Genomic DNA, 25,094 nt, shown 5'->3' with positions numbered 1-25,094 from the left:
TGCTATCCGGCCACCGGGCACCGGCCGCCCGCGGGCACTCTCCCCCGCACCCGTGCCCGCGGTGCCGACTCCCCCGACCTAGGCTGGGGGCATGAAGATAGCCGTGATCGGAGCGGGCGCCCTCGGCGGCACATTCGCGACGCTGCTGGCCCGGGCGGGTCACGAGGTTACCGTGACGGCCCGTGGGCTGGCGCTGGCGGTGATCCGGGCCGAGGGGATTTCGCTGACCGGCGGGTTCGGCCGGGCGCGGCAGCATCCGCTCGCGCTGGAACGGCTCGTGGAGACGCCCGACCTCGCCCTGATCTGCACCAAGGCGCAGGATGCCGCCGCAGCCATCGCGGAGAACGCCGCGGTGCTCGACGGCGCGGCTGTGATCGTCGTGCAGAACGGTCTCGACGGCGTGAACACGGCGCGGAGCCTGCTGCCACACTCGGAGTGCTTCGGCGCCCTGTCGATCATCGCCGCGAACTACTCGGCGCCCGGCCGGGTGACGATCACGACCGCCGCGCCCACCTACCTGGGCCGCGGGGACGGCGCCGCCGACGCGGCGACCAACGCGTGGCGGGACGTGCTCGCCGGCGCGGTTCCGACGGTGGGCATCGACAACTTCGTCGGCGCCCAGTGGACCAAACTCGTGGTCAATATGCTTAACGCCCTGCCCGCCATCACCGGGCTCAGCGTGCAGGAAGTGGTCGACGATGCGGGCCTCCGCCGGGTGATGACGTCCAGCATGCGGGAGACCGTTCGGGTGGGGATGCGGCGCGGTGTGCGCTTCGGTTCGCTGCAGGGCCTCGGCGACCGGCAGCTGCGCGCGTTCTCGCGGCTTCCATTGGCGCTCGGGCAGGTACTGCCGCTGCGGATGCGGAGGAGGATGGGCGACGTTCCGAACCTGGGCTCGACCCTGCAGAGCCTGAAACGGGGGCAAATCACCGAGATCGACTTCCTCAACGGCGCCGTGGTGCGGGAGGCCGGGCTGGCCGGCGTGCGGGCGCCCGTGAACGCCCTGTTGACCGCGCTCGTGCACGAGGTGGAGACGCGTGGAGTGCCACTGGCGCCGGTCGACGTTCTCGAGCGATTCGCGGCGCTCGCCCGCTGACCGCCGGCGCCCGGTCGCTCGCGCCAGGTCGCTCGCGCCTGGTCGGCATCCGTTCCTCCGCCATCCGTGCCTGCGCCCGTCGGCGAACGTCTCTCGCGGCGCACCCTCGCGACGCGGGCGCAGGTTGGAGGCTGCGCCCGCGGCCACAACCTGCGCCGCGAACGGAAGGGCTCGCTCAGCAGCTGTCGAGGAACACCCGGCGGGGTTCGTGCGGGTTGCTCAGGTCGATCACGGCGGTGGCCCGGCTGCGTGGCGTCGCCTCGTTTCGGTAGAGGCGGTCGGCCACATGGTGCTCGTTCGCGTCGTCCGTGGCCCCGGCATCCGTCGTCTCGGCTTCGGACTCGGCATCCGTTTCGACCAGTGCGCTGTACGACCAGAGGTCGCGCAGCTCCTTCCGGTTCAGGAATTCGCCGTCGACGATGAGGATGGCGTCGGCCGGCCCGGTCTGCCAGGTGGGCTCGATCCAGGTGTCCCGGTCCGGGTCGAACGCGCGGGTCACGAACCCGGTGCTGCCGCCCAGCCGGAAGGGTTCGAGCAGCACCCGCCGCAGCAGAGAGAAATCGTAGAGGTAGCGCAGCAGCCGCTCGGGAGATTCCGGACCGAACCGCCCCTGCTCGGCGCGAGAATGCCGGAATTGCCGCAGCGACGCACGGAAGACCGGGTGGCCCTGCTCGTCGAACACGGCGGCCAGGTCGTCGGCGAAGGCGGCGCGGGCCTCGGCATCCGCACCGTCGATGGCGATGACATGGCGGCCCAGGCCGTAGATGCCGAGGATCTCGCCCGCGAGGTCCCGCAGGAACTCGATCCGGGGTGTGGAGACAAGCTTCATGGATCGAGCCTAGGTTAGAACGGTGAACGTCACAGTCACCGGCAGCCCGGCAGCCAGCCCGGCACTCGGCCCCGCACTCAGCCCAGACCTCAGCCCCGGCATCAACGCCTGGTTCCATCTGAACGCCCGCGACCTGCCTTGGCGCCGGGACGGCTTCGGCGCCTGGGGCGTGCTGGTGAGTGAGTTCATGCTGCAGCAGACCCCGGTCAGCCGCGTGATTCCACGCCTGGAGGAGTGGCTCGAGCGCTGGCCCACCCCGGCGCACCTCGCGGCCGTGCCGCCAGGCGAGGCGGTGCGGGCCTGGGCGACGCTCGGCTACCCGCGCCGCGCGCTCTGGCTGCACGCAGCCGCGGTGGAGATCACCGAACGCCACGGCGGCCTTGTCCCGGAGGACGTCGACGCCCTGCTCGGTCTCACCGGGATTGGCGATTACACCGCCCGGGCGGTCGCCGCATTCGCCTACGGCCACCGGCATCCGGTCGTCGACACCAACACGAGAAGGGTCATCGCCCGCGCCGTGGCCGGCCAGGCCGAACCCGCCCCGCCGAGCCGCGGCCGCGACCTCGACGCCATGTCCGCGCTGCTGCCCGCCGGCCGCGACGAGGCCGCCCGATTCAACGCCGGCATCATGGAGCTCGGCGCGGTCGTCTGCACCGCGAAGTCCCCACGCTGCGACGGGTGCCCGATCCGCGACCTGTGCCGCTGGCGCGCCGCCGGCTATCCCGCCTACAGCGGCCCGCGAAAGGCAGTGCAAAAGAAGTTCGAGGGCAGCGACCGGCAGGTGCGCGGCCTGATCATGGCCGAGCTGCGCGCGACCCGGCACCCGGTGACGGATGCCGAGATCAGCGGGTTGTGGCCCGAGGCCGTCCAGCGCGAGCGCGCCCTGACCGGCCTGCTGGCCGACGGGCTCGCGGTGTCGGCCGGGGCCGGGCTCTACGTGCTGCCGCACGAGTGAGCATCGGAACCCGGGCAAAAAAGAAGCGGCGCGGACCGGCCTGAGCCGATCCGCGCCGCACCGCACCGCACCGCGTTAGCGAACGCGATCCCTGAGGATCCCGCCCTACAGGCGCGACTTACTGGCGGGATTCCTCATCGAGGGGCGCTTCGGCGTGCTGGGCGGCCGGGGCCACCACGACATCCTCGTCGTCTTCTTCATCATCGTCTTCGTCAGCCTCGTCGTACTCACGCGGCTTGACGTACGGGTCCTCCTCACCGGCGTACTTCGCCGTGCGGGCCTGCTCCTCGACCTGGGTGTCGCGCTCGCGCGCCTCACGCAGGAGATCGTCGATGAGCGCGGCGTTCTCCGGGATCGCGTCGGCGATGAATTCGAGCGACGGGGTGAGCCGGGCCGTGATGTTCTTGCCCACCTCACTGCGCAGCATCCCGGTCGCCGCCTTGAGCGCGGCGGCGCTGTCGGCGCGTTCCTCGGCATTGCCGTAGACGGTGTAGAACACCGAGGCATGCTGAAGGTCGCCGGTCACCTTGACGTCCGTGATGGTCACGAAACCGAGCCGTGGGTCCCGCAGGCCGCGCTCGATCCGCTTGGCCACGATGACCTTGATGCGGTCGGCCATTTTCCTGGCGCGTGCCGGATCTGCCATGGTCTTACTCCTATTTTCGAAAAACTACCGAAGTGCGGGTCCCGTCCTCACCCTCGTTCAGGGACGCGAACGAAACCCGCACCATCATCCGGAGGTGGTTAGACCCGCGGCTTTTCCTTCATTTCGATCGTCTCGATCTCGTCACCGATCTGGATGTCGTTGAACTTGCCCAGGCCGATACCACACTCGAAGTCCGTGCGGACCTCGGTGACGTCGTCCTTGAACCGGCGCAGCGACTCGATGCCCAGGTTGTCTCCCACGACGATGCCGTTGCGGATGACCCGCGCCTTGGCGTTCCTGGTGATGACACCCGAACGAACGATGACACCGGCGACGTTTCCGAACTTGGAGGAGCTGAACACCTCGCGGATCTCGGCGACACCACTCTGCACCTCTTCGAACTCGGGCTTGAGCATTCCCTTGAGGGAGTTCTCAATGTCCTCGAGTGCGTTGTAGATGACGGAGTAGAAGCGCACGTCCACGCCTTCACGGGCGGCGCGTTCGCGTGCCTTCGTGTCGGGGCGAACGTTGAAGCCGATGATGATGGCGTTGTCGACGGTGGCGAGGTTGACGTCGCTCTCCGTGACCGCACCCACTCCGCGGTGGATGATGCGCAGCTGAACCGAATCGTCGACCTCGATCTTGAGGAGCGACTCTTCCAGTGCCTCGACGGCACCGGACACGTCGCCCTTGATGATGAGGTTGAGCGATTCGACCTTGCCCTCTTCGAGTGCACGAGTGAAGTCCTCGAGGCTGATGCGCTTGCGGGCCTTGGCCAGCAAAGCGTTCCGCTCGGCGGCTTCGCGCTTCTCGGCGATCTGACGTGCCGTGCGGTCTTCCTCGATCACGAGGAAGGTGTCACCGGCGCGCGGAACACTGGAGAGGCCCTGAACCTGGACGGCCCTGGACGGGGTGGCGGCGAGCACGGGGACGCCGTTCTCGTCTGCCATCGCACGAACACGGCCGTAGGCCGTTCCCGCCACGATGGAGTCTCCGACGTGCAGGGTTCCGGACTGGATGAGCACGGTTGCAACGGCGCCGCGGCCCTTGTCGAGGCGAGCCTCGATGGCCACGCCGCGAGCGTCCTTGTCGGGGTTGGCACGCAGGTCGAGTCCGGCGTCCGCGGTGAGCAGCACGGCGTTCAGGATTTCCTGGATGCCGATTCCCTGCTTGGCCGACACGTCGACGAACATGACGTCTCCGCCGTATTCCTCCGCGACGAGTCCGAATTCGGTGAGCTGCTGGCGCACCTTCTGCGGGTTCGCGCCTTCCTTGTCGATCTTGTTCACTGCGACCACGATCGGCACGTTGGCGGCCTGGGCGTGGTTGAGCGCCTCAATCGTCTGCGGCATGATGCCGTCGTCCGCCGCGACCACGAGGATCGCGATGTCCGTCACCTGCGCACCACGTGCACGCATGGCGGTGAACGCCTCGTGGCCCGGTGTGTCAATGAAGGTGATGGCGCGTTCGATGCCCTCGTGCTCGGTGACGACCTGGTACGCACCGATGTGCTGGGTGATCCCGCCGGCTTCGCCCGCGGCCACCTTGGCGTTACGGATGGCGTCGAGGAGAGCCGTCTTACCGTGGTCAACGTGGCCCATGACCGTGACGACGGGAGGCCGGGCGAAGAGTTCTTCGTCGGTCTCGTCTTCGAGTTCCTGGTCGATGTCGATGTCGAAGGCAAGCAGGAGCTCGCGGTCTTCGTCGTCGGGCGAGACCATCTGGATCTTGTAGCCGAGCTCGCTGCCGAGCACGTCGAAGGTGGCCTCGTCGAGGGACTCGGTCGCCGTTGCCATCTCACCGAGGTGGAACAGAACGGTGACCAGGTTTCCGGGGCTCGCGTCGATCTTGTCGGCGAAGTCCGTGATCGAGGCACCGCGGCGCAGACGCACAACGGTTCCGCCGTCGCCGCGGGGGACGCTGACGCCACCCAGCGACGGGGCCTCGCGCAGCTCGAACTCTGCCCTCTTCGTGCGCTTGGACTTGCGGGCCTTGTTCTTGCCGCCACCGCGACCGAAGGCACCAGCGGTTCCGCCGCCGGGGCCGCGACCGCGACCACCGGCGCCACCGCCACCAGCGGGGCGGGGCGGACCGAAGCCGGGGGCTCCAGCCGGAGCGCCACCGGGGCGCTGGAAGCCGGGGCGTGCGCCGCCGGCGCCGCCCGGAGCGCCACCGGGACGCTGGAAGGCACCCGGGCGCTGACCGAAACCGGTCGGGCGCGGAGCCTGGCCGGGTCCGCCCGGACGCGGCGCGCCGGGGCGCGGAGCAGCGGGGCGGGGAATGTTGCTGGGGGAAGACGTGGACGGCGGGCGCTGGCCCATGCCCTGTGCACTGGCGAACGGGTTGTTGCCCGGACGCGGGCTGGGGGTCTTGCCCATGCCCTGGTTGCTGGCGAACGGGTTGTTGCCCGGACGCGCAGCCGGCGGCTTCGGAACGGAGCCACCGGGCTTGGCAGCGGATGCCACCGCGCCCTCGGTCTTGGCGGCCGGAACATCCGTCGCGGCGGCCGGCTCGGCGGCTGCGGCAGCGGCCTTCTCGGCGGCGGCGGACTTCTCAGCCGCTGCGGCCTTCTCGGCTGCCTGCGCCTGACGCTCGGCAACGGTCAGCGGGGCCGTCGGCATCGGCGGGGCGTCCGCGGCGGGGACCTCGGCGACAGGACGTGCGCCCGGCTTGACGGCGAGCTTGGCCGGTGACGGACGGGCGGCACCCGGCTTGGCCGGTGCTGCTGCCGCGGCGGGGGTCGCCCCGGCGGGAACTGCCGCAGACGTGCTCGATGCCGCACCGGACTCGGCCTGGAGGGCGGCGCGCAGACGGCGCGCTACCGGGGGTTCAACACTACTGGACGGTCCCTTGACGAACTCGCCCATTTCCTTCAATTTGGCAAGGGCTACCTTGCTGTCGACTCCGAGCTCGCTGGCGATCTCGTGTACGCGTGGTTTTGCAGCCACAATTCTCCTGTTCCGGGCCTGCACCCGGAAAGGGGCAGACCGTTAGTAACGGACGGGTCTCATTTCGAGCCGCTCATTAGTTATCCATAAGCCTGTTCAGCCTGTTCTCTAGTTGTTTCGCGTCCAAAGAACTGGTCACGCGAAGGGCACGCCCGAAAGCGTGTCGCCGCTGTGCATCCTGGAAGCACGCGGTAGTGGGATGCAGCCACGCGCCTCGCCCAGACAGAGTGGCGGTTTCATCCACCACGAGTTCCGATTCTCGGGCTACAACCCTCAATAATGAGGACTGCGGAGCGCGCGAACGGCATCCAATGCACGTTCTAACGGGTTCCATCGTACCCCCTATTCGGCATCCTCCAGAATGCTGTCCGGCTGGATGTCGATTTTGGCACCCGTAAGCTTCGCCGCGAGGCGCGCATTCTGGCCTTCCTTGCCGATCGCCAGCGACAGCTGGTAGTCGGGCACGAGGGCGCGGACGGCCTTGATGGACTCATCGATCACATAGGCGCTGGTCACCTTCGCGGGCGACAGCGCGCTGGCCACGAAAGTGGCGAGGTCGGGCGAGTAGTCGACGATGTCGATCTTCTCGTTGTTGAGCTCCACGGTGACGGCTCGCACGCGCTGGCCGAGTTCGCCGATGCAGGCGCCCTTGGCGTTGACGCCGGGCTCGGTGGCGCGAACGGCCATCTTGGTGCGGTGGCCTGCTTCGCGGGCCAGCGACACGATCTCGACGACGCCGCTGGCGATCTCCGGGACCTCGAGGGCGAACAGGCGCCGCACCAGGGACGGGTGTGTGCGCGACACGGTGATCTGCGGGCCCTTCAGACCCTTGCCGACGGCCGTGACGTAGACGCGGATGCGCTGCCCGTGCACGTAGCTCTCGCTCGGCACCTGCTCCTCGGGCGGCAGGATCGCTTCGATCGTGCCCAGGTCGACGTGGATCATGCGCGGGTTCGGTCCCTGCTGGATGATCCCGGCGACGATCTCGCCCTCACGGCCCTTGAACTCGCCGAGCACGGCGTCGTCGGCCAGATCGCGCAGACGCTGGTTGATGACCTGCTTGGCCGCGAAGGCCGCGATGCGGCCGAAGTCGGTGGGGTTGTCGACGGCTTCGCCGACGACGTTGCCCTCTTCATCGTTTTCGGGCACAAAAATGTCGACGTGGCCGGTCTTGCGGTCGAGTACGACGCGCGCTTCCGGCTCTTCCTCGACGGCCTGCTTCGGAGCGTCACCCTGGTGGGTGTGCTTCTGATAGGCCGTCAGAATTGCTTGCTCAATAATCTGCACGAGTTCCTCGAAGGGAATCTCTTTCTCGCGCTCCATCTGCCGCAACACGCTGAGGTCGATGTCCATGGCCGGCCTCCTCTATTCAGATCTTGCCGCCGCGAAACTGCGCAGCGGGCTCTCCTATACGGTACCCGACTCCTCGGGTCCCCGTCACCCGGACCGGGGACGCCAGGCACGGAAACTGACCCTGCCCCGGCAATAGACTCGACGCTACGCTGGCCGGATGACACCCGAATCCGTTTCTGACAATGCCCAGGATGCAGCCCGAACCGTCGAAGGCAGCCGAACGTTCCAGCTGCTGGCCCGCGCCGGCTACGCGGTGAACGGCCTGCTGCACGTGATGATCGGCTCGATCGCGATCAGCGTGGCGACCGGCGCGGGCGCGGGCGGCGGTTCGGCAGACCAGTCGGGCGCGCTCGGTCAGCTCGCACGCACCCCGGGCGGCGTGTTCCTGCTGTGGACGGTGGTGATCGGCCTGGCCGCGCTCGGTCTCTGGTATCTGGTTCAGGCCTTCGTCGAACCCGCGCGCGACCCCAAGCGCAAGTGGGCCAAACGCGCCGTCCTGATCGGCAAGGGCGCCGTCTTCCTCCTGATCGCGGCCACGGCGCTCACGTTCGCGCGCGGCGCCTCGGCGAGTTCGTCCGAAACCGCCCGGGATTCCACGGCGACCCTGCTCGGGCTCCCGGGCGGGGTCATCCTGCTGTTCATCGGCGGTCTGGTCGTGCTCGGCATCGGGGCCGTCTTCGTCGTGCGCGGCGCCAGCCACAAGTTCACCGAGAGCATCACGGTGCCCCGCGGGGCGGCCGGCACGGCGGTGGTGGCACTCGGCACCGTGGGCTACAGCGCTGAGGGCATCGCGCTCGGCACCGTCGGCGTCCTCTTCGCGGTCGCGGCGTTCACGCACAACCCCGACAAGGCCACCGGCATGGACGGCGCGCTGAAGGCACTCGTCGCCCTGCCGTTCGGGGTCGCGATCCTGGTGGTGGTCGGCGCGGGCCTGATCGCCTACGGCTTGTACTGCTTCGCCCGGTCCCGGCTCGCCCGCCTCTGACGCACATCGAACGACAACGCACCTCGAACGACGGACATCACCGTCCGGGAAAGAGGCCGGCCGTGAACCAATTCGACGGAGATTCACCGCTAATTGCGGTTTTCCAGGGCGTTTTAGGCCAATGCGGCCAAAATCTCCGTCGAATTCGTTAGCGTGAGAGGCTGCAGCGCCTCAGCTGAAGCTGGCGGTGACGTCGTCGACGGCCACCTGGGTGCGGTCCCCCGTGCGGCGGTCCCAGAGTTCGACGATGCCGTCGGCTGCCCCGCGGCCGACGATGACGATCTGCGGGATGCCGATCAGCTCGGCGTCGCCGAACTTGACCCCGGGCGACACCTTGCGGCGATCGTCGTAGAGAACCTCACGGCCGGTGGCCTCGATCGCAGCGACGACGGTCTGCGAGGTCTCGAAGACGACCTCGTCCCGGCCGGTGGCGATCACGTGAACGTCGAAGGGCGCCACGGTCGCGGGCCAGATCAGGCCCTTGGGATCGTTGTTCAGCTCGGCGATGGTCGCGAGAATGCGGGTGACGCCGATGCCGTAGGAGCCCATCGTGACCGTGACCAGCTTGCCGTTCTCGTCCAGAACCTTGAGTCCGAGCGCCTCCGCGTACTTGCGGCCGAGCTGGAAGACGTGCCCGATCTCCATGCCGCGGGCGAGTTCCACCGGGCCGGAGCCGTCGGGTGCGGGGTCTCCGGCGCGCACCTCTGCGGCCTCGATCGTGCCGTCGACGGCGAAGTCCCGTCCGGCGACGAGCCCGAAGACGTGGCGCCCGGCCTCGTTGGCGCCGGTGATCCACTCGGTGCCCTCGACGACGCGGGGGTCGACCACGAAACGGATACCGGTGGCCGACTTCTCGCCGAGCACCGCCCCGTTCGCGGACCAGGGTCCGATGTAGCCCTTGACCAGCCCGGGGAACTTGGCGAAGTCGGTTTCGTTCGCGGCCTCCACCTCGGCGGGGGCGACGGCGACCTCGACGCGCTTGAGGTCCACCTCACGGTCTCCGGGGAGACCGATCACGAGGAGCTCACGGCAGCCGTCGGGCTGAATCAGCGCGAGGACGACGTTCTTGAGGGTGTCCGCGCCGGTCCAGGCGCGGCCGTCGGGACGGGGGTGATCATCATTGGCGCGGTCGACCAGGGTCTGGATGGTGGGGGTGTCCGGGGTGTCGAACACCTCGGCGGCCGGGAAGCCGGCCCAGTCGATGGCGGGCGGAACGACCGTCTTGAACGCCTCGATGTTGGCCGCGTAGCCGCCGGCGGAACGCACGAAGGTGTCCTCGCCGACCGGCGTCGGGTGCAGGAATTCCTCGCTCTTGGAGCCTCCCATCGCGCCGGCGTCCGCCTGCACGATGACGTACTCAAGGCCCAGCCGGGTGAAGATGCGCTCGTAGGCGTCGCGCTGGGCCTGGTAGCTGGCGTCGAGGCCGGCATCCGTGTAGTCGAAGGAATAGGCATCCTTCATGGTGAATTCGCGCCCGCGCAGCAGACCGCCGCGGGACCGGGCCTCGTCGCGGTACTTGTCCTGGATCTGGAAGATCGACAGGGGCAGGTCCTTGTAGGAGCTGTACAGGTCTTTCACGAGCAGGGTGAAGACCTCTTCGTGGGTGGGCGCGAGGAGCATGTCGCTGCCCTTGCGATCCTGGAGCCGGAACAGGCCGTCGCCGTACTCGTCCCAGCGGCCCGTGATCTCGTAGGGCTCGCGCGGCAGCAGAGCCGGGAAATGCACCTCGAAGGCGCCGGCGGCGGCCATCTCCTCGCGCACGATCGTCTCGATCTTCGCCTTGACGCGCAGGCCGATCGGCAGCCATGCGAAGATTCCCGGGGCCTGACGGCGGATGTAACCGGCACGCACGAGCAGGCGGTGGCTGGCGACCTCGGCATCCGACGGGTCTTCGCGGAGGGTACGGAGGAAGTAGTTGGACATACGAATAGGCACGCACCTACTTTACGGCGCGCTGGCCGGCCCGACCGACGGGCGGCGGGCGGGCTGGCTGACTGGCCGGCATCGGGCCGGCGGGCGGATCCAAACATCGAGGGCGACGGATGCCCGTGGTGGACCCGGTGACGACTGAGCCAGCGTCCCTGCAGCAGTTCCGTCCCGAACGAATTCGACGGAGATTCTGCCGAAATCGGCCCTGAACCCTGCGAAACAGCAGTTTTACCGCAAAATCTCCGTCGAATTGGTTCGCCGCCGGCACGGTGCTGCGCTGATGAGCTCGGCTAGTTGGCGCCGACCGTCACGACCGGAGCGCCGAGGGAGTCCTCGCTCGGCGGCATCTCGGCGGCCATCCGATTGGCCTCCTCGATCAGGGTCGCCACGATCTCGGACTCCGGCACGGTCTTGATGACCTCGCCGCGCACGAAGATCTGGCCCTTGCCGTTGCCGGACGCGACACCGAGGTCGGCGTCCCGAGCCTCGCCCGGTCCGTTCACGACACAGCCCATCACCGCGACGCGCAGGGGCACGGTCATGCCCTCCAGACCATCGGTGACGTCGTTGGCAAGCTTGTACACGTCGACCTGGGCGCGGCCGCAGCTCGGGCAGGACACGATCTCAAGCTTGCGCTCACGCAGGTTCAGTGACTGCAGGATCTGCAGGCCCACCTTGATCTCCTCGGCCGGAGGCGCGCTCAGCGACACCCGGATGGTGTCTCCGATGCCCTCTCCGAGCAGGATCCCGAACGCCGTGGCGCTCTTGATGGTGCCCTGGAACGACGGTCCGGCCTCGGTGACGCCGAGGTGCAGGGGCCAGTCGCCGCGTTCCGCGAGCAGTCGGTAGGCCTTGACCATGATCACCGGGTCGTTGTGCTTGACGGAGATCTTGAAGTCGTGGAAGTCGTGCTCCTCGAACAGGCTCGCTTCCCAGACCGCGCTCTCGACGAGAGCCTCCGGGGTGGCCTTGCCGTACTTCTGCAGCAGGCTCGGCTCGAGCGAGCCCGCGTTGACGCCGATCCGGAGGGAAACGCCGGCGGCTTTGGCCGCGGCGGCGATCTTGCCCACCTGGTCGTCGAACTTGCGGATGTTGCCGGGGTTGACCCGCACGGCGGCGCAGCCGGCGTCGATCGCCGCGAACACGTAGCTCGGCTGGAAATGAATGTCGGCGATCACCGGGATCTGGCTCTTCTTGGCGATGATCGGCAGGGCCTCGGCATCGTCCCGGCTCGGCACCGCGACGCGCACGATGTCGCATCCTGATGCCGTCAATTCGGCGATCTGCTGGAGGGTGCCGTTGATGTCGGTCGTCGGCGTCGTCGTCATCGACTGCACGCTGACGCGGGCGTCACCGCCGACGAGCACCTTGCCGACCTTGATCTGACGCGACTTGCGACGCGGAGCGAGTACTTCAGGTACTTTGGGCATTCCCAGGTTGATTGCAGCCACGGCAACATTCTAGATGAGCCGGCTGGTTCTTTCCGGGGCTGAGGATTTCTCCCCTCTGACCAGCGTCGTCCGTGCCCGCGCCATGTCCCGGCCGGGTCCCGCCTCTCGCCCGAACGTCGGCGATACTGTCAGGAGAGACGACGAACACCAGGCCGGCGGCAAGCCGGAACACGATCAGAGAACACGAAGACAAAGGAGTCATCATGAGCGACATCGAAGTGGTCATCCTCGCGGGCTCGCGCACGCCCCAGGGCCGCGTCAACGGCCAGCTGTCCGCCCTGACCGCCGTGCAGCTGGGGACCGCCGCCATCGTCGGAGCCCTCGCGCGCGCCGGCGTGGCCGCCGACGAGGTCGACGCCGTACTGATGGGCCAGGTGCTCCAGGCTGGCTGCGGCCAGAACCCGGCCAGGCAGAGTTCCATCGGTGCCGGCATCCCCTGGAACGTGCCGGCGATGACGGTGAACAAGGTCTGCCTCTCCGGGCTGGCGGCGATCATCGACGCGGCCCGGCTCATCCGTCTGAACGAAGCGGATGTCGTCGTGGCCGGCGGGCAGGAATCCATGTCTCGGGCCCCGCACCTGCTGCCCGGCTCGCGCCAGGGCTGGCCGTTCGGCAGCGTCACCGTGCTGGACCACGCCGCGCACGACGGGCTCACGGATGCCTTCGACGGTTTGTCGATGGGGCTCTCCACCGAACACGTCAACACCACCCTCGGCATCGGGCGCGCCGACCAGGACGCCATCGCGGCCGCCTCACACCAACGCGCAGCCGCGGCCGCCGAGGCCGGCCTGCTCGACGGCGAGATCACGCCGATCAGCGTTCCGCAGCGCAAGGGTGAGCCGCTTCTGGTCTCCACCGACGAGGGCGTGCGGGGCAACAGCACTCCGGAGTCGCTGGGGCGCCTGCGCCCGGCCTTCGCCGCGGACGGCACCGTCACCGCCGGCAACTCGTCGCCGCTCAGTGACGGGGCGAGCGCCGTGGTGCTGAGCAGCCGCCGCTGGGCTGAGGACCACGGGCTGAGCTGGCTGGCCGTCGTGGAGGCATCCGGTCAGGTCGCCGGGCCGGACAACTCGCTGCACTCGCAGCCCGCGAATGCGATCATGCACGCACTCGACCGGCAGGGCTGGGCGGCCGGGGACCTCGACCTGGTCGAGATCAACGAGGCATTCGCCGCGGTGGCGCTCGAGTCCACCCGGGAGCTCGGTATCTCAGCCGACCGCGTCAACATCCACGGCGGCGCCATCGCGATCGGCCACCCGATCGGGGCGTCCGGGGGCCGGCTGGCCCTGCACGCGGCACTCGAACTCGCCCGTCGCGGCAGCGGCAAGGCGGCCGTCGCGCTCTGTGGCGGCGGCGGCCAGGGCGACGCGCTGCTGCTGTCCCGCTAGCGCCCCTTCTGCCGGTCGGCGGGCCTGCGCGTCGGCTCGTCTGCTCGTCGGCTCGTCTGCTGGTTTGCTGGTTTGCTGGCGCGGCTCCCGCGAACGCATTCGACGGAGATTCTGCCGAAATCGGGCCAAAACGGCCCGAAATTCTGTTTTTAGAGCAGTATCTCCGTCGAATTGGTTCAACGCCGGGCCCGCACGACGCCGGGCCCCAGCCCAGCAGGCGCCCTGGCGCGAGACGGTAACTCAGAGTGCCCGTTCCGGTCGAGAGTTCCCGGCGGAACGGGCACTCTCGACCGGAAAGGTAACCCTTGGCGATCTGCGCGGGCGGGGACCGTGGGGCGGGGCTACTGGGGCGGAGCGACCGGGGCGTCCGGGCGGTTGGCCCGGAGCACCTCGAGGCGCGCCCGGTACTCGACCTCGTCGATGTCACCCTGCGCGAACCGTTCGGCCAGGGTCTTCTCGGCGCTGCTGGTGTCGCCGGCGACCGGCCAGCCAGGACGGGCGCCGTAGCCGGAACCGGCGGGGCTGGCCATTCCCCGGCGCCAGCGACGTCCGAACAGGGCGAACAGGAGCCCCAGCAGGAGGAGCCCGAACAGCGGAAGCAGGACAAGCAACCAGATCATCCCGCCGCTGTGGCCGGGACCCCCGCCGTAGCCGGGCTGGGCGGCAAGCGCGGTGAGCACTGCAGTGGAGAGCATGAGGAGTCCATTCTGTGGCGATTCGGTTCTGTGGCGATTCGGTGGCGGTCCGCCGGGAGTCCGACGAGACCGATACCCCAGTGTCGCCGTGGCCGGGCTGACGCGAATCCGCCGGGCGGAGGCACTTCGCGTCCACCCGGGGGTGTGCGCATCCGTTGACCGGCCCGCCGGAACCGCCTACTGACCCGAGCCCACCAGCCCCGCCTCGTACGCGATGATCACGAGCTGCACCCGGTCGCGGGCCGCGAGTTTGCTCATGATGCGCGACACGTGCGTCTTCGCGGTGAGCGGGCTGAGGAAGAGCCGCGGCCCGATCTCGGTGTTGGTCAGGCCGCGGCCGACCAGCCCGAGCACCTCTCGTTCGCGACCGGTCAGCCTCGCGAGCAGCGTCTCGTCGTGCGGGTCGCGGAGGTCCGGCCCCAGGCGTTCCAGCAGCCGGCGGGTCACGCCGGGCGAGAGCAGCGCGTCCCCGGCCGCGGCGACACGCACAGCGCGGATCAGCTCGGTCGGCTCGGTGTCCTTGACCAGGAAGCCGCTGGCCCCGGCGCGGATGGCCTGGGCCACGTACTCGTCCAGCTCGAAGGTGGTGACGATCACGATGTGCGTGGCGGCGAGAGCAGGGTTCTCGGTGATGCGTTCGGTGGCCCACAGGCCGTCACCGCCGGGCATCCGGATGTCCATCAGCACCACGTCGGGCCGGTGCCGGGTGACCTGCTCGACCGCCTCGGGACCGGTCGCCGCCTCGGCCACCACCTCGAGGTCGGGTTCGGACTCGAGCAGGGCCCGGAATCCCGCCCGGATCAACTGCTGGTCGTCGGCGATGACGACCCGGATCACCGGGTCCTCCCCAGCGGAAGGCGCGCCTCGACCTCGAACCCATCGCCCGAGGGCGAGACCCGCAGGGTGCCGCCGAGCAGTTCGGCGCGCTCGCGCATTCCGAGCAGGCCGCCGCCGGGGGTGATCGGGGCGTCGGCCTGCCCGAGGCCGTCGCCATCCGTCACCGTCAGCACGGCGTCGCCGCCGTCCACGGCCAGGCGCACGGCCGCGGAGCGCGTCGGCGCGTGCCGCAACACATTTGTGAGCGCCTCCTGGCAGATCCGGTACAGGGCCAGCTGGGTGGCCGCGCCGGCCGCCTCGGCGACGGGGCCGAGCTCGCCGGCCAGCTCCACGCGCATCCCCTGGTTGCGGAAGGACTCGATCAGCGCGGGCAACCGGTCGAGGTCCGGTTCGGGAGCAAGGGGCGCGGAGTTCTCCTCCGAGACGTCGGACCGAATGATGCCGAGCACCGTGCGCACCTCGTCGAGGGCGTTCTTGCTCGTGGCCTTGATGCTGGCCAGCGACTCGGCGGCCCGGTCCGGCTGGCTGTCGAGCAGGTGCAGGGCGACCCCGGCCTGCACGTTGATCTGGGAGAGCGAGTGCGCGAGCACGTCGTGCAGTTCCCGGGCGATCCGAACCCGCTCGCGCTGCTCGGCCGTTTGCCGCCGCGCGACCGCGGTGCGGCGCAGGGTGCTGATCCGGTCGCGGCGGGAGCGCAGCCACTCACCCAATCCCATCAGCGCGGCCAGCACGAGCGTCGTGAACGCGATCCGGGCCGGCTGCAGCGGGAAATCGAGAATCCCGGCGAGCCCGATGGTGGCCACCCAGACGGCGGCGACCGAGGAGTACACCCAGACCCGGGCGCCGCGAAGGATGCCGAGCACGACCGCGAAGGCCAGCGCCACGTAGGGCAGCCCGATGTCAGGACGCACCAACACCAGCGCTCCTCCGGCCGCGGCGGCGACGGCCGCGACCGGGCCGGGAAAACGGCGGGCGCCGATCAGGGCCAGTGGGCCGATCAGCGCGAGGCCCACGGCAAGGAACCAGTCGTCCGGGAGGTGGGGCTCCGCGCCGGGGAAACGCCGCCCGGGGTGTCCGGGCTCTGACGCCGACCCGCGGAGAGCGAGGATGGCGACCGTGGGCACCTGCACCAGGAAGGAGATGACGACAGGGATCCACACCCTGCCGATGATCGGAACCCGGGTTTCGTCGCCGCCGGCGCGACCCCGATCGTCGTCGTACCACGGAGCGTCGGAATCCCAGTGCTGCATCTTCCGATCGTAGTTCCGGAGCGCCCCTGCTTCGTCCGCCGACGGGCCCGGCCGGCGTACTCCGCCGGGAGTAGGCCGCTATAGCGTCCGGGGCCCTGCGGCCCGCTGCTCGCGCCCTGCTCTCTGCGCCCCCGCGCCCCTAACCAATTCGACGGAGATGTTGCCCGAAACGGCCCGAAAACGCCGAAATACCGCTTTTAGGGCAAAATCTCCGTCGAATTGGTTCACCGCACCTCGGAGCGAGCGGGTCAGGCGGGTCAGCCGAAGAGGTTGATGGGCTTGACGATGTCGGCGTAGATGAGGAGCAGGCTCATGCCGCCGAGCACGATCACGACCGCGAACGTCAGCGGCATCAGCCGGGCAGTGTCGACGGGGCCCGGGTCGGGGCGCTTGAACAGCCGGGCGACCCAGCGACGCAGGCCCTCCCAGAGCGCGCCGGCCACGTGCCCACCGTCCAGCGGCATCAGCGGGATCAGGTTGAACACGAACAGGGCCACGTTGAGGGAGGCCAGAAGACCCAGCAGGCTGGCGATCTTGCTGGCCACCGGGATCGTGTCGATGCTGGCGATCTCGCCGGCGACGCGGCCGACGCCGACCACGCTGATCGGGCCGTTGGGGTCGCGCTCCCCCGGTCCGAAGGCGGCGTTTGCGATATCGACCATGCGCTGGGGCAGGTTGGCGATCATGTGCACGACGGCGCCGATGTTGTCGCCCACCGCCGGCAGCACGGCGGTCGCCGGCTGCTGCACGAGTTCGCCGGCGGGGCCGATCCCGACGAAGCCGACCTCCTGGGTGACCGCCTTGCCGGCGGAATCCTTCTCGACCTTGCCGGCGGCATCCGTCACGTACCGCTCGGTGAGTTTCGGGGTGATGGTGAGGTTCAGCGGGGAACCGTCTCGCTCGACGATGACGGTGAGGGGGGTGCCGGGCGACTCACGGATGATCGCGGTCGACTGGTCCCAGCTCGTGATGGCGGCGCCGTCGATGCTGACGAGCCGGTCGCCGGGCTGGAGGCCGGCCGCGGCGCCGGGGGCCTTCTCGTCGGTCGGTTCGCAGGCCTGGCGGGTGCTCGTGGCCGGCAGCACGCACTGGGACACGCTGCCGACGGTGGTGCTCGCCTGCGCCGTGCCGAAGCCCATGAGCAGGATCGCGAACAGCACGACCGCGATCAGCAGGTTCATCGTGGGGCCGCCGAGCATGATGATGACGCGTTTGAAGACGGGCAGGCGGTAGAACGCGCGGTGGTCCTCGCCCTCGCCGATGGTATCGGCGCTGGACTGGCGGGCATCGTCGACCATGGTCGACAGGGCGCTCTGCTTCTTCTCGGGCGCGCCCTCCTGGACCAGCTGTTTGAAGAAGCCGGTGCTGGATGCCTGCACCTTGCCGCCCTTTTTGGCCGGCGGGAACATGCCGATCATCGCTATGTACCCGCCGAGCGGCACGGCTTTCACCCCGTATTCGGTCTCGCCCTTGCGGCGGGACCAGAGCGTGGGACCGAAGCCGATCATGTATTGGGTGACCTTGACCCCGAAGGCTTTGGCCGGGAGCAGGTGGCCGATCTCGTGCAGGCCGATGGACAGGGCAAGGCCGATCACGACGACGACGACGCCCAATATGTACAGCAGCACGGTTTCCACAGTCGTAGATTACCCACACCATCCTGCGAGGGCGCTGGCCGTTCCCCCTGAGAGGTGTGGTTTGCTTGACCCAACGGATCCCTCTCACTGCGCGGATCCACCGGGAGGTCCCCTCTGTCCACGCAACACACCGTCGGTCCCATTGGCGTCAGCCTGGCCGACCGCTTTCGCATCGACGCCCTCCTCGGCACCGGGGGGATGGCGGCCGTCTACCGCGCCACCGACCTGTACTTGGGACGCACCGTGGCCGTGAAGCTGTTCCGGCTGGACGCGGCCGACGACGCCGGTCCCGAACGCCAGAGCGGCGAGGTCACCGTGCTCGCGAGCCTCAACCACTTCGCGCTGGTGACCCTCTTCGATGCCGGCACGGCCGTGATCGACGGCGTCTCACGCACGTTCATCGTGATGGAACTCGTCGACGGCACCGATCTGCGCAGCCGGATCGCCTCCGGGCCCCTGCACCCGGACGAGGTCGCCGCGATGGGCGCCGACCTGGCCGAGGCGCTGCACTACGTGCATGCGCGCGGAATCATCCACCGTGACATCAAACCGGCGAACGTGCTGCTGGCGCCCTCGGGGTTCCCCGGCCGGGCCATGCACGCCAAACTCGCCGACTTCGGCATCGCCCGCCTCTTCGACGCGACCCGGCTCACGGCGACCGGGTCGCTGCTGGGTACCGCCGGCTACCTCAGCCCCGAGCAGGCGCTCGGAACGACGATCGGGCCGCCCAGCGACGTCTACTCGCTGGGCCTCGTGCTGCTCGAATGCCTGACCGGTGAGCGCGCCTTCACCGGAACCGCGATCGAATCGGCGATGGCCCGGCTGCAGCGCCAGCCCGAAATCCCGGCCGAGCTGGGCCTGGCCTGGGCCGAGGTCCTGGGCGGAATGACGAGCCGGGATCCCGCCGACCGGCTGAGCTCGGAGGACGCGGCCGTGCAGTTGCGCCGCCTGGCCACCGCAGAGGCCCAGACGGATGCGACGGCCCTCACCGAGGTCATGGGGGCCAACGGAATCACGGCCGCCACGGAAATTCTGCCGACGCCGGAGACGCTCGACCCCACCATGGTCCTCGCGGCCGAAGGCGCCAACGACCCCACCGAGCTCCTCGGCGCCACGGAACGCCTCGAGAGCACGGAACGCCTCGAGAGCACGGAACGCCTCGATCCGACCAGGGTGTTCGCGGCCGAGGCTCCCGACCCGACTCTGGTCTTCGCCGCCACGAAGGTCATGCCGGCCCCGGGCCGGGATGAGCCCACCGAGTTCCTCACCGCAGCGCACCCCCGCGGTGACGCACCCTCCCCCGCCCTGCCCCGCAGCAGGCGCAGACTGGTGATCGGGGTCGTCGTGGCAGCCGCGGCCATCCTGCTCGCCGTCGTGGTCTTCTCCCCCCGTGCGGCCGAACCCAGCGAGCCACCGGCCAGCTACCCGGCCGTCGACGGGCCACTCGGCACCCACCTCCAGCAGCTCCAGGAAAGCCTGACGCCATGACGCACGGCCCCCGCTTGACCCTCGCCCTGGCCACGGTGTTCCTGGTCGCCGCCACCCTGACCGGATGCTCGAACACGCCCCCGGCGCTGGACCCGGCAATCGCCGGAAAGCTGCAGTCCGGCGTGCAGGAAGTGAGCACCGACGCCGCAGCCGGTGACTTCGAAGGCGCCAAATCCGCACTCGTCGCGGTGCAGGCCGACCTGCTGACCGCAGCCGCGGCCGGCCAGGTCACCGCCGAGCGTTCGGCGCAGGTGCAATCCGCCCTCAACGTCGTCTCGGCCGACCTCGATGCGGCGATCATCGCCAGCAAGCCGGAGCCGACCGTGGCTCCCGCGCCGGCCGCCACCGCCGACCCCGGACAGGACACGGGGAAGGACAACGGGAAAGACACGTGTAAGAAGAAGGACGACAACTGCGACGACTAGCGTCGGCGGCGAATCCAGGAGGTCCCATGCCCCAGCAGCTCGTAGTCGGCGCCGGTATGATCGGCCGCCCGCTCGCCGAACGGCTTGCCGCGCGCGGGGACCAGGTCTCCATCGCCACCCGGTCGGGGGCAGCGGCCGCCGGAGCCGAGTCGGTCGTGCTCAATGCCGGTGATCCCACGGCCTTCAGCCGGGCCGCCGCGGGGGCCTCGACCATCTTCCTCTGCACCAATCCCCGCTACACCGACTGGCCCAGCCAGTGGCCGCCGGTGATAGATGCGGCGATCAAGGCGGCGACGGCGTCCGGGGCTGCCCTGGTCGTGATGGGCAACCTCTACCCGTACGGCCTGCCCGACGGGCCGATGACCGAGCATTCCCCCGAGACCACGACCGAGACGAAGGGTGTGGTGCGCCGTGAGGGCTGGCGGCTCGTACGCGAAGCCCACGAACGAGGCGAGATCAAGGCCGTCGAGGTGCGCGCGAGCGACTACTTCGGCCCGGATGTCGTCGGCACGGCCCATCTCGGAGACCGGTTCTTCACGGCGATCCTGGGCTCGAAAACGGCGAGGGTCGTCGGCCTGCCAGGCCTGGTGCACAGCTGGAGCTACCTGCCGGACATCGTGACCACCCTGGTGGCCGCGTCCGACCGTGCGGGCGACTGGGGCCGGCTCTGGCATGTGCCGAGCGCCGCGATCAGCCGCTCCGAGATCGCCGACCAGCTGAACCGCCGCTACGGCAGTCGGGGCCGGGTGCGCGGCTACCCCCAGTTGCTGCTGCGCTCCCTCGGTGCGATGAACCCGATGATGCGCGAGATCTGGGCCTCGAGCTACCAGTTCCTGGTGCCCTATCTGATCGATTCCACCGAGACCGAGCGCGAACTGGGCGTCTCCGCGACCCCGTGGGCGCAGGCACTTCGCACGACCGCGGAGAGCTACCGGCGGCCCGGCGCCGCGACCTGAGCCGCGGCATCCGTCACCGTGTCGCAGTGAGCGTGCCTGCGGCCGGGCTCGCCGTCAGCCGGCGATGAGCGCGTCGGCCGCGGCCCGCGCCCAGACCTCGGCCGCGGCGAGCGACTCGCGGGTGAGCGGGCCGTCCTGCTCGTGCGCCTCGACGACCCGCTGGATGGTGTCGACGATGCCGAGGAAGCCGATGGCGCCCGCATGGAACGCCGCGACCGCCTGCTCGTTGGCCGCGTTGAACACGGCCGGGTAGGTCGATCCCGCACGCCCCACCTGTTTGGCCAGGTCGACCGCCGGGAAGGCCGCGGTGTCGAGGGGTTCGAAGGTCCAGCTGTGCGGGGTGGTCCAGTCGATCGGCACGCCGACCGCAGAGACGCGGTTCGGCCAGAACAAGCCCAGGGAGATGGGCAGGCGCATGTCGGGCGGTGAGGCCTGGGCGATCGTGGACCCGTCGATGAACTCGACCATGGAATGCACCACCGACTGCGGGTGCACGACCACGTCGATGTGCTCGTACCCGACGTCGAAGAGCAGATGCGCCTCGATCACCTCGAGGCCCTTGTTGACGAGCGTCGCGGAGTTCGTGGTGACCACCGGGCCCATGTCCCAGGTGGGGTGGGCGAGTGCCTCCGCCGGGGTGACACCCGCCAGCTGACCCCGGCTGCGACCGCGAAACGGCCCCCCGGATGCCGTCAGCACCAGGCGCCGCACCTCACGGGCAGTGCCGGAGCGCAGTGCCTGGGCGATGGCGGAGTGCTCGGAGTCGACGGGCACGATCTGCCCCGGCGCCGCCAGGGACTTCACCAGGTCTCCGCCGACGATCAACGATTCCTTGTTGGCCAGCGCGAGGGTTCGCCCGGCCCGCAGCGCGGCGAGGGTCGGCCCGAGACCCACCGAACCGGTGATGCCGTTGAGCACGACGTCGGCCTCCACATCGCGCACCAGCTGTTCGGCCTCGTCGGCGCCGAGCGCCGTGTGCTCGACCTCGAACTCGGCCGCCTGCTCGTCGAGCATGGTGCGATTGGTGCCCGCGGACAGCCCGACCACCTCGAACCAGCTGGGATTCCGCTTGATCACGTCGAGGGCCTGGGTTCCGATCGAGCCGGTGGACCCGAGAATAACTACTCGTCTGCGCACCTTTCCATGTTACGTCCGGGAGCCCGGTCCGCCCAGAGCCCCGGGCCCCCGGCCGGGGCGCGCGACGCCGTCCTTTCGTGGCGGGCGGCACCGTGGCGGTAGGGTCGTCGGATGACCGGTGCCAAGGACGAAGCTCACGACGAACCCCAGGACAAGCCTCACGTCGAACCGGTCGCCGATGAACCGGAAGCCACGAAACGGCCCGGATTCGTCTATTTCCTCGGCTACGGCATCATGGCGCCGATCGCCCGGCTGGTCTTCCGTCCCACCATCACCGGGCGCGAGAACATCCCCCGGACCGGTCCCGTCATCCTCGCCAGCAACCACCTGTCCTTCATCGACAGCATCGTGATTCCGCTGTCTGCGCCGCGGCGCGTGCAGTTCCTGGCCAAGTCCACCTATTTCACCGGCACGGGTTTCAAGGGCTGGGTCTGCCGCACCTTCTTCACCTCGATCGGCGCGGTCGGAGTCGAGCGCGGGGCCGGGCAGGCGGCGCAGGATGCCCTGGACGCCGGGCGCAGCATCCTGGAGTCCGACAGCGCCTTCGCGATCTATCCGGAGGGGACCCGGTCTCTCGACGGCCGTCTGTACAAGGGGCGCACGGGGGTGGCCTGGCTGGCTCTCACCACCGGAGCGGTCGTCGTGCCCGTCGGGCTGATCGGCACGCAGGAAATCCAGCCGGTCGGGGCGAGGTTTCCCCGCATCCGCAAGGTCACCGTGGCCTTCGGCGAGCCCCTCGACCTGCGTCGCCACGGCTCCCCCGAGTCCGGCAAGGCCCGGCGCGCCGCGACCGACGAGGTCATGGCCGCCATCCACTCCCTGTCCCATCAGGAACTGGCCGGCAAGTACAACGAATCGCCGCCGTCCGGCACGCTGCAGAAGCTCGCCGACCGCGTCTTCCCGCGCGAACGCGTCTGACTCCGGCTGCCGTCCGGGCCCGTCTCGCCGCTCTCCGGCCGGTCGGAAACACCGCGGAAATGGGCGCGACCTAAGCTGGAGTCATGTCTGCAGAGTATTCGGTACCCCAAAAACGCAAACTCGTCACGGCCCTCCCCGGCCCCAAATCGGTCGAATTGCAGGAACGTCGCCTGCGCTCGGTGTCTCGCGGCGCCGGCACGCTGGTCAATATCTACATGGATCACGGAGCCGGCGCGATCCTCGTTGACGTGGACGGCAACCAGATCATCGACCTCGGTTGCGGCATCGGCGTGACCACCATCGGCCACGCGAACCAGGACGTGGCCGCGGCCGCCGCCGCGCAGGCCGCCAAGCTCACGCACACCCTGTTCACAGTCACTCCCTACGAGAACTACGTAGCGGTCGCCGAGAAGCTCGCCGAGATCACCCCCGGTGACTTCGAGAAGCGCTCCGTCCTGGTGAACACCGGCGCCGAAGCCGTCGAGAACGCCGTGAAGATCGCCCGCAAGTTCACCGGCCGTCGCGCCATCGTGGCGCTCGACCACGCCTTCCACGGCCGCACCAACCTGACCATGGCGATGACCTACCGCCCCTGGCCGGAACGAGCCGGCATGGGACCCTTCCCCGGCGAGATCTACAGCGTGCCGACCAGCTACCCCTACCGAGACGGCCTGACCGGTGAAGAAGCCGCCGAGAAGACCATCGACTACATCAACACCCACATCGGCGCCTCCGAGATCGCAGCCTTCTTCATCGAGCCGATCCAGGGCGACGGCGGCATCGTCATCCCCGCCCCCGGCTACTTCAAGCGGCTGAGCGAATTCTGCACAGAGAACGGCATCGTCTTCGTCTCCGACGAGATCCAGGCCGGCATCGCCCGCACCGGCACCTGGTACGCCATCGAGCACCACGGCGTCGTGCCCGACCTGGTCACAACGGCCAAGGGCATCGCCGGCGGATTCCCGCTGGCCGCGGTCACCGGCCGCGCCGATATCATGGATTCCGTGCAGCCCGGCGGAATCGGCGGCACCTTCGGCGGCAACCCGGTCTCCACCGCGGCGGCCCTCGCGGTCTTCGACCTGATCGAGCGCGATGACCTCCTCGGCGAGGCGCAGCGGGTCGAGAAGGCGCTCTGGGCGCGCATCGGCGACTGGCCCCAGCGGTTCTCCGTCGTCGGCGACGTGCGCGGTAAGGGCGCCATGTTCGGCGTGGAGCTCGTGCACCCCGGCACGACCACGCCGTACCCCGAGGCACTCACCGCCATCATCAAGCACGCCACCACCAACGGTGTAATCGTGCTGGATGCCGGCAGCTGGGACTCCGTGCTGCGCATCATGCCGTCAGTCGTCATCTCCGAGGAACTGATCGACGACGCCGCCACCGTAATCGAGGAGACCCTCGCCGCCCTGTCCGGCCTGTAGTCCCTTCCGGCGCGGCCTCCCCCGGTCGCCTCTCCCGGTCGTGTCACCCCGTCACCCCGTCGCATCCGTTCGCCGAGCCGTGAGTTTCGCCCCATTTTCTTGAAAAAATGGGAGTCAAGCTCACGGCTCGGCGGGTGGTGGCTCGGCGCTTGGTGGGCGGGTGGTGGGCGCGTGGTGGCTTAGTGGGTGACGGCTACCGTGACCGGTTGGTGCGTGACCGGGAAGTTTACGGATGCGCCGATGAAGCACAGGCGCGCCGCCTCGGCGTGCAGGGACTGGGCGAGTTCCAACTGGCCGGGATCGGAAACCGTCACCTGCGGGCGGAGGATCGCCTCGGTGAAGCGGCCGCCGCCATCCGGGGTCTGCACCATCGAGCCGACCGCGTCATCCGTGTAGGCGACAACGGTGACGCCGTACCGGACCGCCACGTGCAGGAACGACAGCAGGTGGCACTCGCTCAGGGCCGCGAGCAGCAGTTCCTCCGGATTCCACCGGTCTGCGTTCCCGTGGAAGCTGCGGTCGGCCGATGCGCTGATCGGCTCCTTGCCGGCCGCCTCGATCAGGTGTTCCCGGCCGTAGTCGCGATAGCCGCTGGTGCCGGTGCCCCGGTTGCCGGTCCAGGCGACACTCACGGCGTAGCGATGTGCACCGATCACGGCGCCTCCTTTTGGATTCTGAAGCAGACCTCAAGCCCTGGGAACCGATTCTCGCAGCAAAACGCCGCGCCGGGCGTGGACCGGATCGGTAAAC

Annotated in this window: 22 protein-coding genes; 9 read left to right on the top strand and 13 right to left on the bottom strand. The window is 69.3% G+C overall.

Translation table 11 applies throughout. The annotated features are described in order from the left end of the window. Positions 1–91: 91 nt before the first annotated feature. Entirely contained in the window at positions 92–1,096 is a 1,005-nt protein-coding gene (locus E3T24_RS13335; protein ID WP_134366059.1) for a 2-dehydropantoate 2-reductase, read from the top strand. A gap of 175 nt (positions 1,097–1,271) precedes the next feature. On the opposite strand, the gene E3T24_RS13330 is transcribed toward E3T24_RS13335, so the two are convergent. Further along, positions 1,272–1,925 carry a hypothetical protein gene (locus tag E3T24_RS13330; protein WP_134403015.1) on the bottom strand — a complete coding sequence of 218 codons (654 nt, stop codon included), beginning with the start codon at positions 1,923–1,925 and terminating at the stop codon, positions 1,272–1,274. Between the two features lie 100 nt (positions 1,926–2,025). Between E3T24_RS13330 and E3T24_RS13325 the strand changes: the two genes are divergently transcribed. Continuing rightward, positions 2,026–2,880: an A/G-specific adenine glycosylase gene (locus E3T24_RS13325; RefSeq protein ID WP_166787108.1), complete on the top strand. Its 855-nt coding sequence runs from the start codon at positions 2,026–2,028 to the stop codon at positions 2,878–2,880. Positions 2,881–2,998: 118 nt separating this feature from the next. Here the strand turns inward: E3T24_RS13325 and rbfA are convergent, their stop codons facing one another. The 4 genes from rbfA to nusA all read right to left on the bottom strand — a co-directional run bounded on the left by rbfA (position 2,999) and on the right by nusA (position 7,827). Continuing rightward, positions 2,999–3,526 carry a 30S ribosome-binding factor RbfA gene (gene rbfA, locus E3T24_RS13320; protein ID WP_134366061.1) on the bottom strand — a complete coding sequence of 176 codons (528 nt, stop codon included), beginning with the start codon at positions 3,524–3,526 and terminating at the stop codon, positions 2,999–3,001. A gap of 98 nt (positions 3,527–3,624) precedes the next feature. After that, positions 3,625–6,474, bottom strand: a complete 2,850-nt coding sequence (gene infB, locus E3T24_RS13315; RefSeq protein ID WP_134409790.1) for a translation initiation factor IF-2 — start codon at positions 6,472–6,474, stop codon at positions 3,625–3,627. A 76-nt stretch (positions 6,475–6,550) separates the two neighbouring features. After that, positions 6,551–6,808, bottom strand: coding sequence for a YlxR family protein (locus tag E3T24_RS13310; protein ID WP_134365421.1), 258 nt, complete (start codon positions 6,806–6,808; stop codon positions 6,551–6,553). Between the two features lie 8 nt (positions 6,809–6,816). Further along, positions 6,817–7,827, bottom strand: coding sequence for a transcription termination factor NusA (gene nusA, locus E3T24_RS13305; protein ID WP_134365420.1), 1,011 nt, complete (start codon positions 7,825–7,827; stop codon positions 6,817–6,819). Between the two features lie 157 nt (positions 7,828–7,984). On the opposite strand from nusA, the gene E3T24_RS13300 reads away from it, so the two are divergent. After that, on the top strand, positions 7,985–8,812 hold the full coding sequence (locus E3T24_RS13300; RefSeq protein ID WP_134365419.1) for a DUF1206 domain-containing protein: 828 nt from the start codon (positions 7,985–7,987) through the stop codon (positions 8,810–8,812). 171 nt (positions 8,813–8,983) lie between these two features. On the opposite strand, the gene E3T24_RS13295 is transcribed toward E3T24_RS13300, so the two are convergent. Both E3T24_RS13295 and ispG read right to left on the bottom strand, forming a co-directional pair. Further along, entirely contained in the window at positions 8,984–10,747 is a 1,764-nt protein-coding gene (locus E3T24_RS13295) for a proline--tRNA ligase (protein ID WP_174776557.1), read from the bottom strand. Positions 10,748–11,031: 284 nt separating this feature from the next. After that, positions 11,032–12,192 carry a flavodoxin-dependent (E)-4-hydroxy-3-methylbut-2-enyl-diphosphate synthase gene (ispG, locus tag E3T24_RS13290; RefSeq protein ID WP_174235675.1) on the bottom strand — a complete coding sequence of 387 codons (1,161 nt, stop codon included), beginning with the start codon at positions 12,190–12,192 and terminating at the stop codon, positions 11,032–11,034. Positions 12,193–12,395: 203 nt separating this feature from the next. Here ispG and E3T24_RS13285 point away from each other — a divergent pair, with 203 nt between their 5' ends. Next, positions 12,396–13,580 (top strand): acetyl-CoA C-acetyltransferase, encoded by a 1,185-nt coding sequence (locus E3T24_RS13285; protein WP_134365418.1) that lies wholly within the window; start codon positions 12,396–12,398, stop codon positions 13,578–13,580. Between the two features lie 341 nt (positions 13,581–13,921). Here E3T24_RS13285 and E3T24_RS17685 read toward each other — a convergent pair whose 3' ends face one another. From E3T24_RS17685 to E3T24_RS13265, 4 genes are all read right to left on the bottom strand, one after another. Further along, on the bottom strand, positions 13,922–14,275 hold the full coding sequence (locus tag E3T24_RS17685) for a hypothetical protein (protein WP_198416890.1): 354 nt from the start codon (positions 14,273–14,275) through the stop codon (positions 13,922–13,924). A 177-nt stretch (positions 14,276–14,452) separates the two neighbouring features. Further along, positions 14,453–15,112: a response regulator transcription factor gene (locus tag E3T24_RS13275; RefSeq protein WP_134365417.1), complete on the bottom strand. Its 660-nt coding sequence runs from the start codon at positions 15,110–15,112 to the stop codon at positions 14,453–14,455. Next, positions 15,109–16,362: a sensor histidine kinase gene (locus tag E3T24_RS13270; protein ID WP_134402475.1), complete on the bottom strand. Its 1,254-nt coding sequence runs from the start codon at positions 16,360–16,362 to the stop codon at positions 15,109–15,111. Before E3T24_RS13270 ends, E3T24_RS13275 begins: the two co-directional genes overlap by 4 nt. Positions 16,363–16,619: 257 nt before the next feature. Then, complete coding sequence (locus E3T24_RS13265) at positions 16,620–17,999, bottom strand: site-2 protease family protein (protein ID WP_198415950.1); 1,380 nt, start codon at positions 17,997–17,999, stop codon at positions 16,620–16,622. Positions 18,000–18,113: 114 nt separating this feature from the next. Here E3T24_RS13265 and E3T24_RS13260 point away from each other — a divergent pair, with 114 nt between their 5' ends. The 3 genes from E3T24_RS13260 to E3T24_RS13250 are packed head-to-tail and all read left to right on the top strand — an operon-like array spanning position 18,114 to position 20,868. Further along, positions 18,114–19,487: a serine/threonine-protein kinase gene (locus E3T24_RS13260; protein WP_347232661.1), complete on the top strand. Its 1,374-nt coding sequence runs from the start codon at positions 18,114–18,116 to the stop codon at positions 19,485–19,487. Continuing rightward, positions 19,484–19,912: a hypothetical protein gene (locus E3T24_RS13255; RefSeq protein ID WP_134365414.1), complete on the top strand. Its 429-nt coding sequence runs from the start codon at positions 19,484–19,486 to the stop codon at positions 19,910–19,912. Before E3T24_RS13260 ends, E3T24_RS13255 begins: the two co-directional genes overlap by 4 nt. Before the next feature lie 26 nt (positions 19,913–19,938). Beyond that, positions 19,939–20,868 (top strand): NAD-dependent epimerase/dehydratase family protein, encoded by a 930-nt coding sequence (locus tag E3T24_RS13250; RefSeq protein WP_134365413.1) that lies wholly within the window; start codon positions 19,939–19,941, stop codon positions 20,866–20,868. Between the two features lie 54 nt (positions 20,869–20,922). Here E3T24_RS13250 and E3T24_RS13245 read toward each other — a convergent pair whose 3' ends face one another. Next, entirely contained in the window at positions 20,923–22,005 is a 1,083-nt protein-coding gene (locus E3T24_RS13245; protein ID WP_134365412.1) for a 1-deoxy-D-xylulose-5-phosphate reductoisomerase, read from the bottom strand. A gap of 234 nt (positions 22,006–22,239) precedes the next feature. Here E3T24_RS13245 and E3T24_RS13240 point away from each other — a divergent pair, with 234 nt between their 5' ends. Beyond that, positions 22,240–22,923 (top strand): lysophospholipid acyltransferase family protein, encoded by a 684-nt coding sequence (locus E3T24_RS13240; protein WP_241975814.1) that lies wholly within the window; start codon positions 22,240–22,242, stop codon positions 22,921–22,923. 83 nt (positions 22,924–23,006) lie between these two features. Then, positions 23,007–24,344: an aminotransferase class III-fold pyridoxal phosphate-dependent enzyme gene (locus tag E3T24_RS13235; RefSeq protein WP_134365410.1), complete on the top strand. Its 1,338-nt coding sequence runs from the start codon at positions 23,007–23,009 to the stop codon at positions 24,342–24,344. Between the two features lie 179 nt (positions 24,345–24,523). Here E3T24_RS13235 and E3T24_RS13230 read toward each other — a convergent pair whose 3' ends face one another. Then, the gene (locus E3T24_RS13230) at positions 24,524–25,000 is read right to left on the bottom strand and encodes an OsmC family protein (RefSeq protein WP_134365409.1); all 477 of its coding nucleotides are present in this window, start codon (positions 24,998–25,000) and stop codon (positions 24,524–24,526) included. Between the last annotated feature and the right edge of the window lie 94 nt (positions 25,001–25,094).

It is taken from the genome of Cryobacterium sp. TmT2-59, from assembly GCF_004403545.1.
Lineage (GTDB): Bacteria > Actinomycetota > Actinomycetes > Actinomycetales > Microbacteriaceae > Cryobacterium > Cryobacterium shii.
This window is presented reverse-complemented; position numbering and strand designations above follow the sequence as displayed.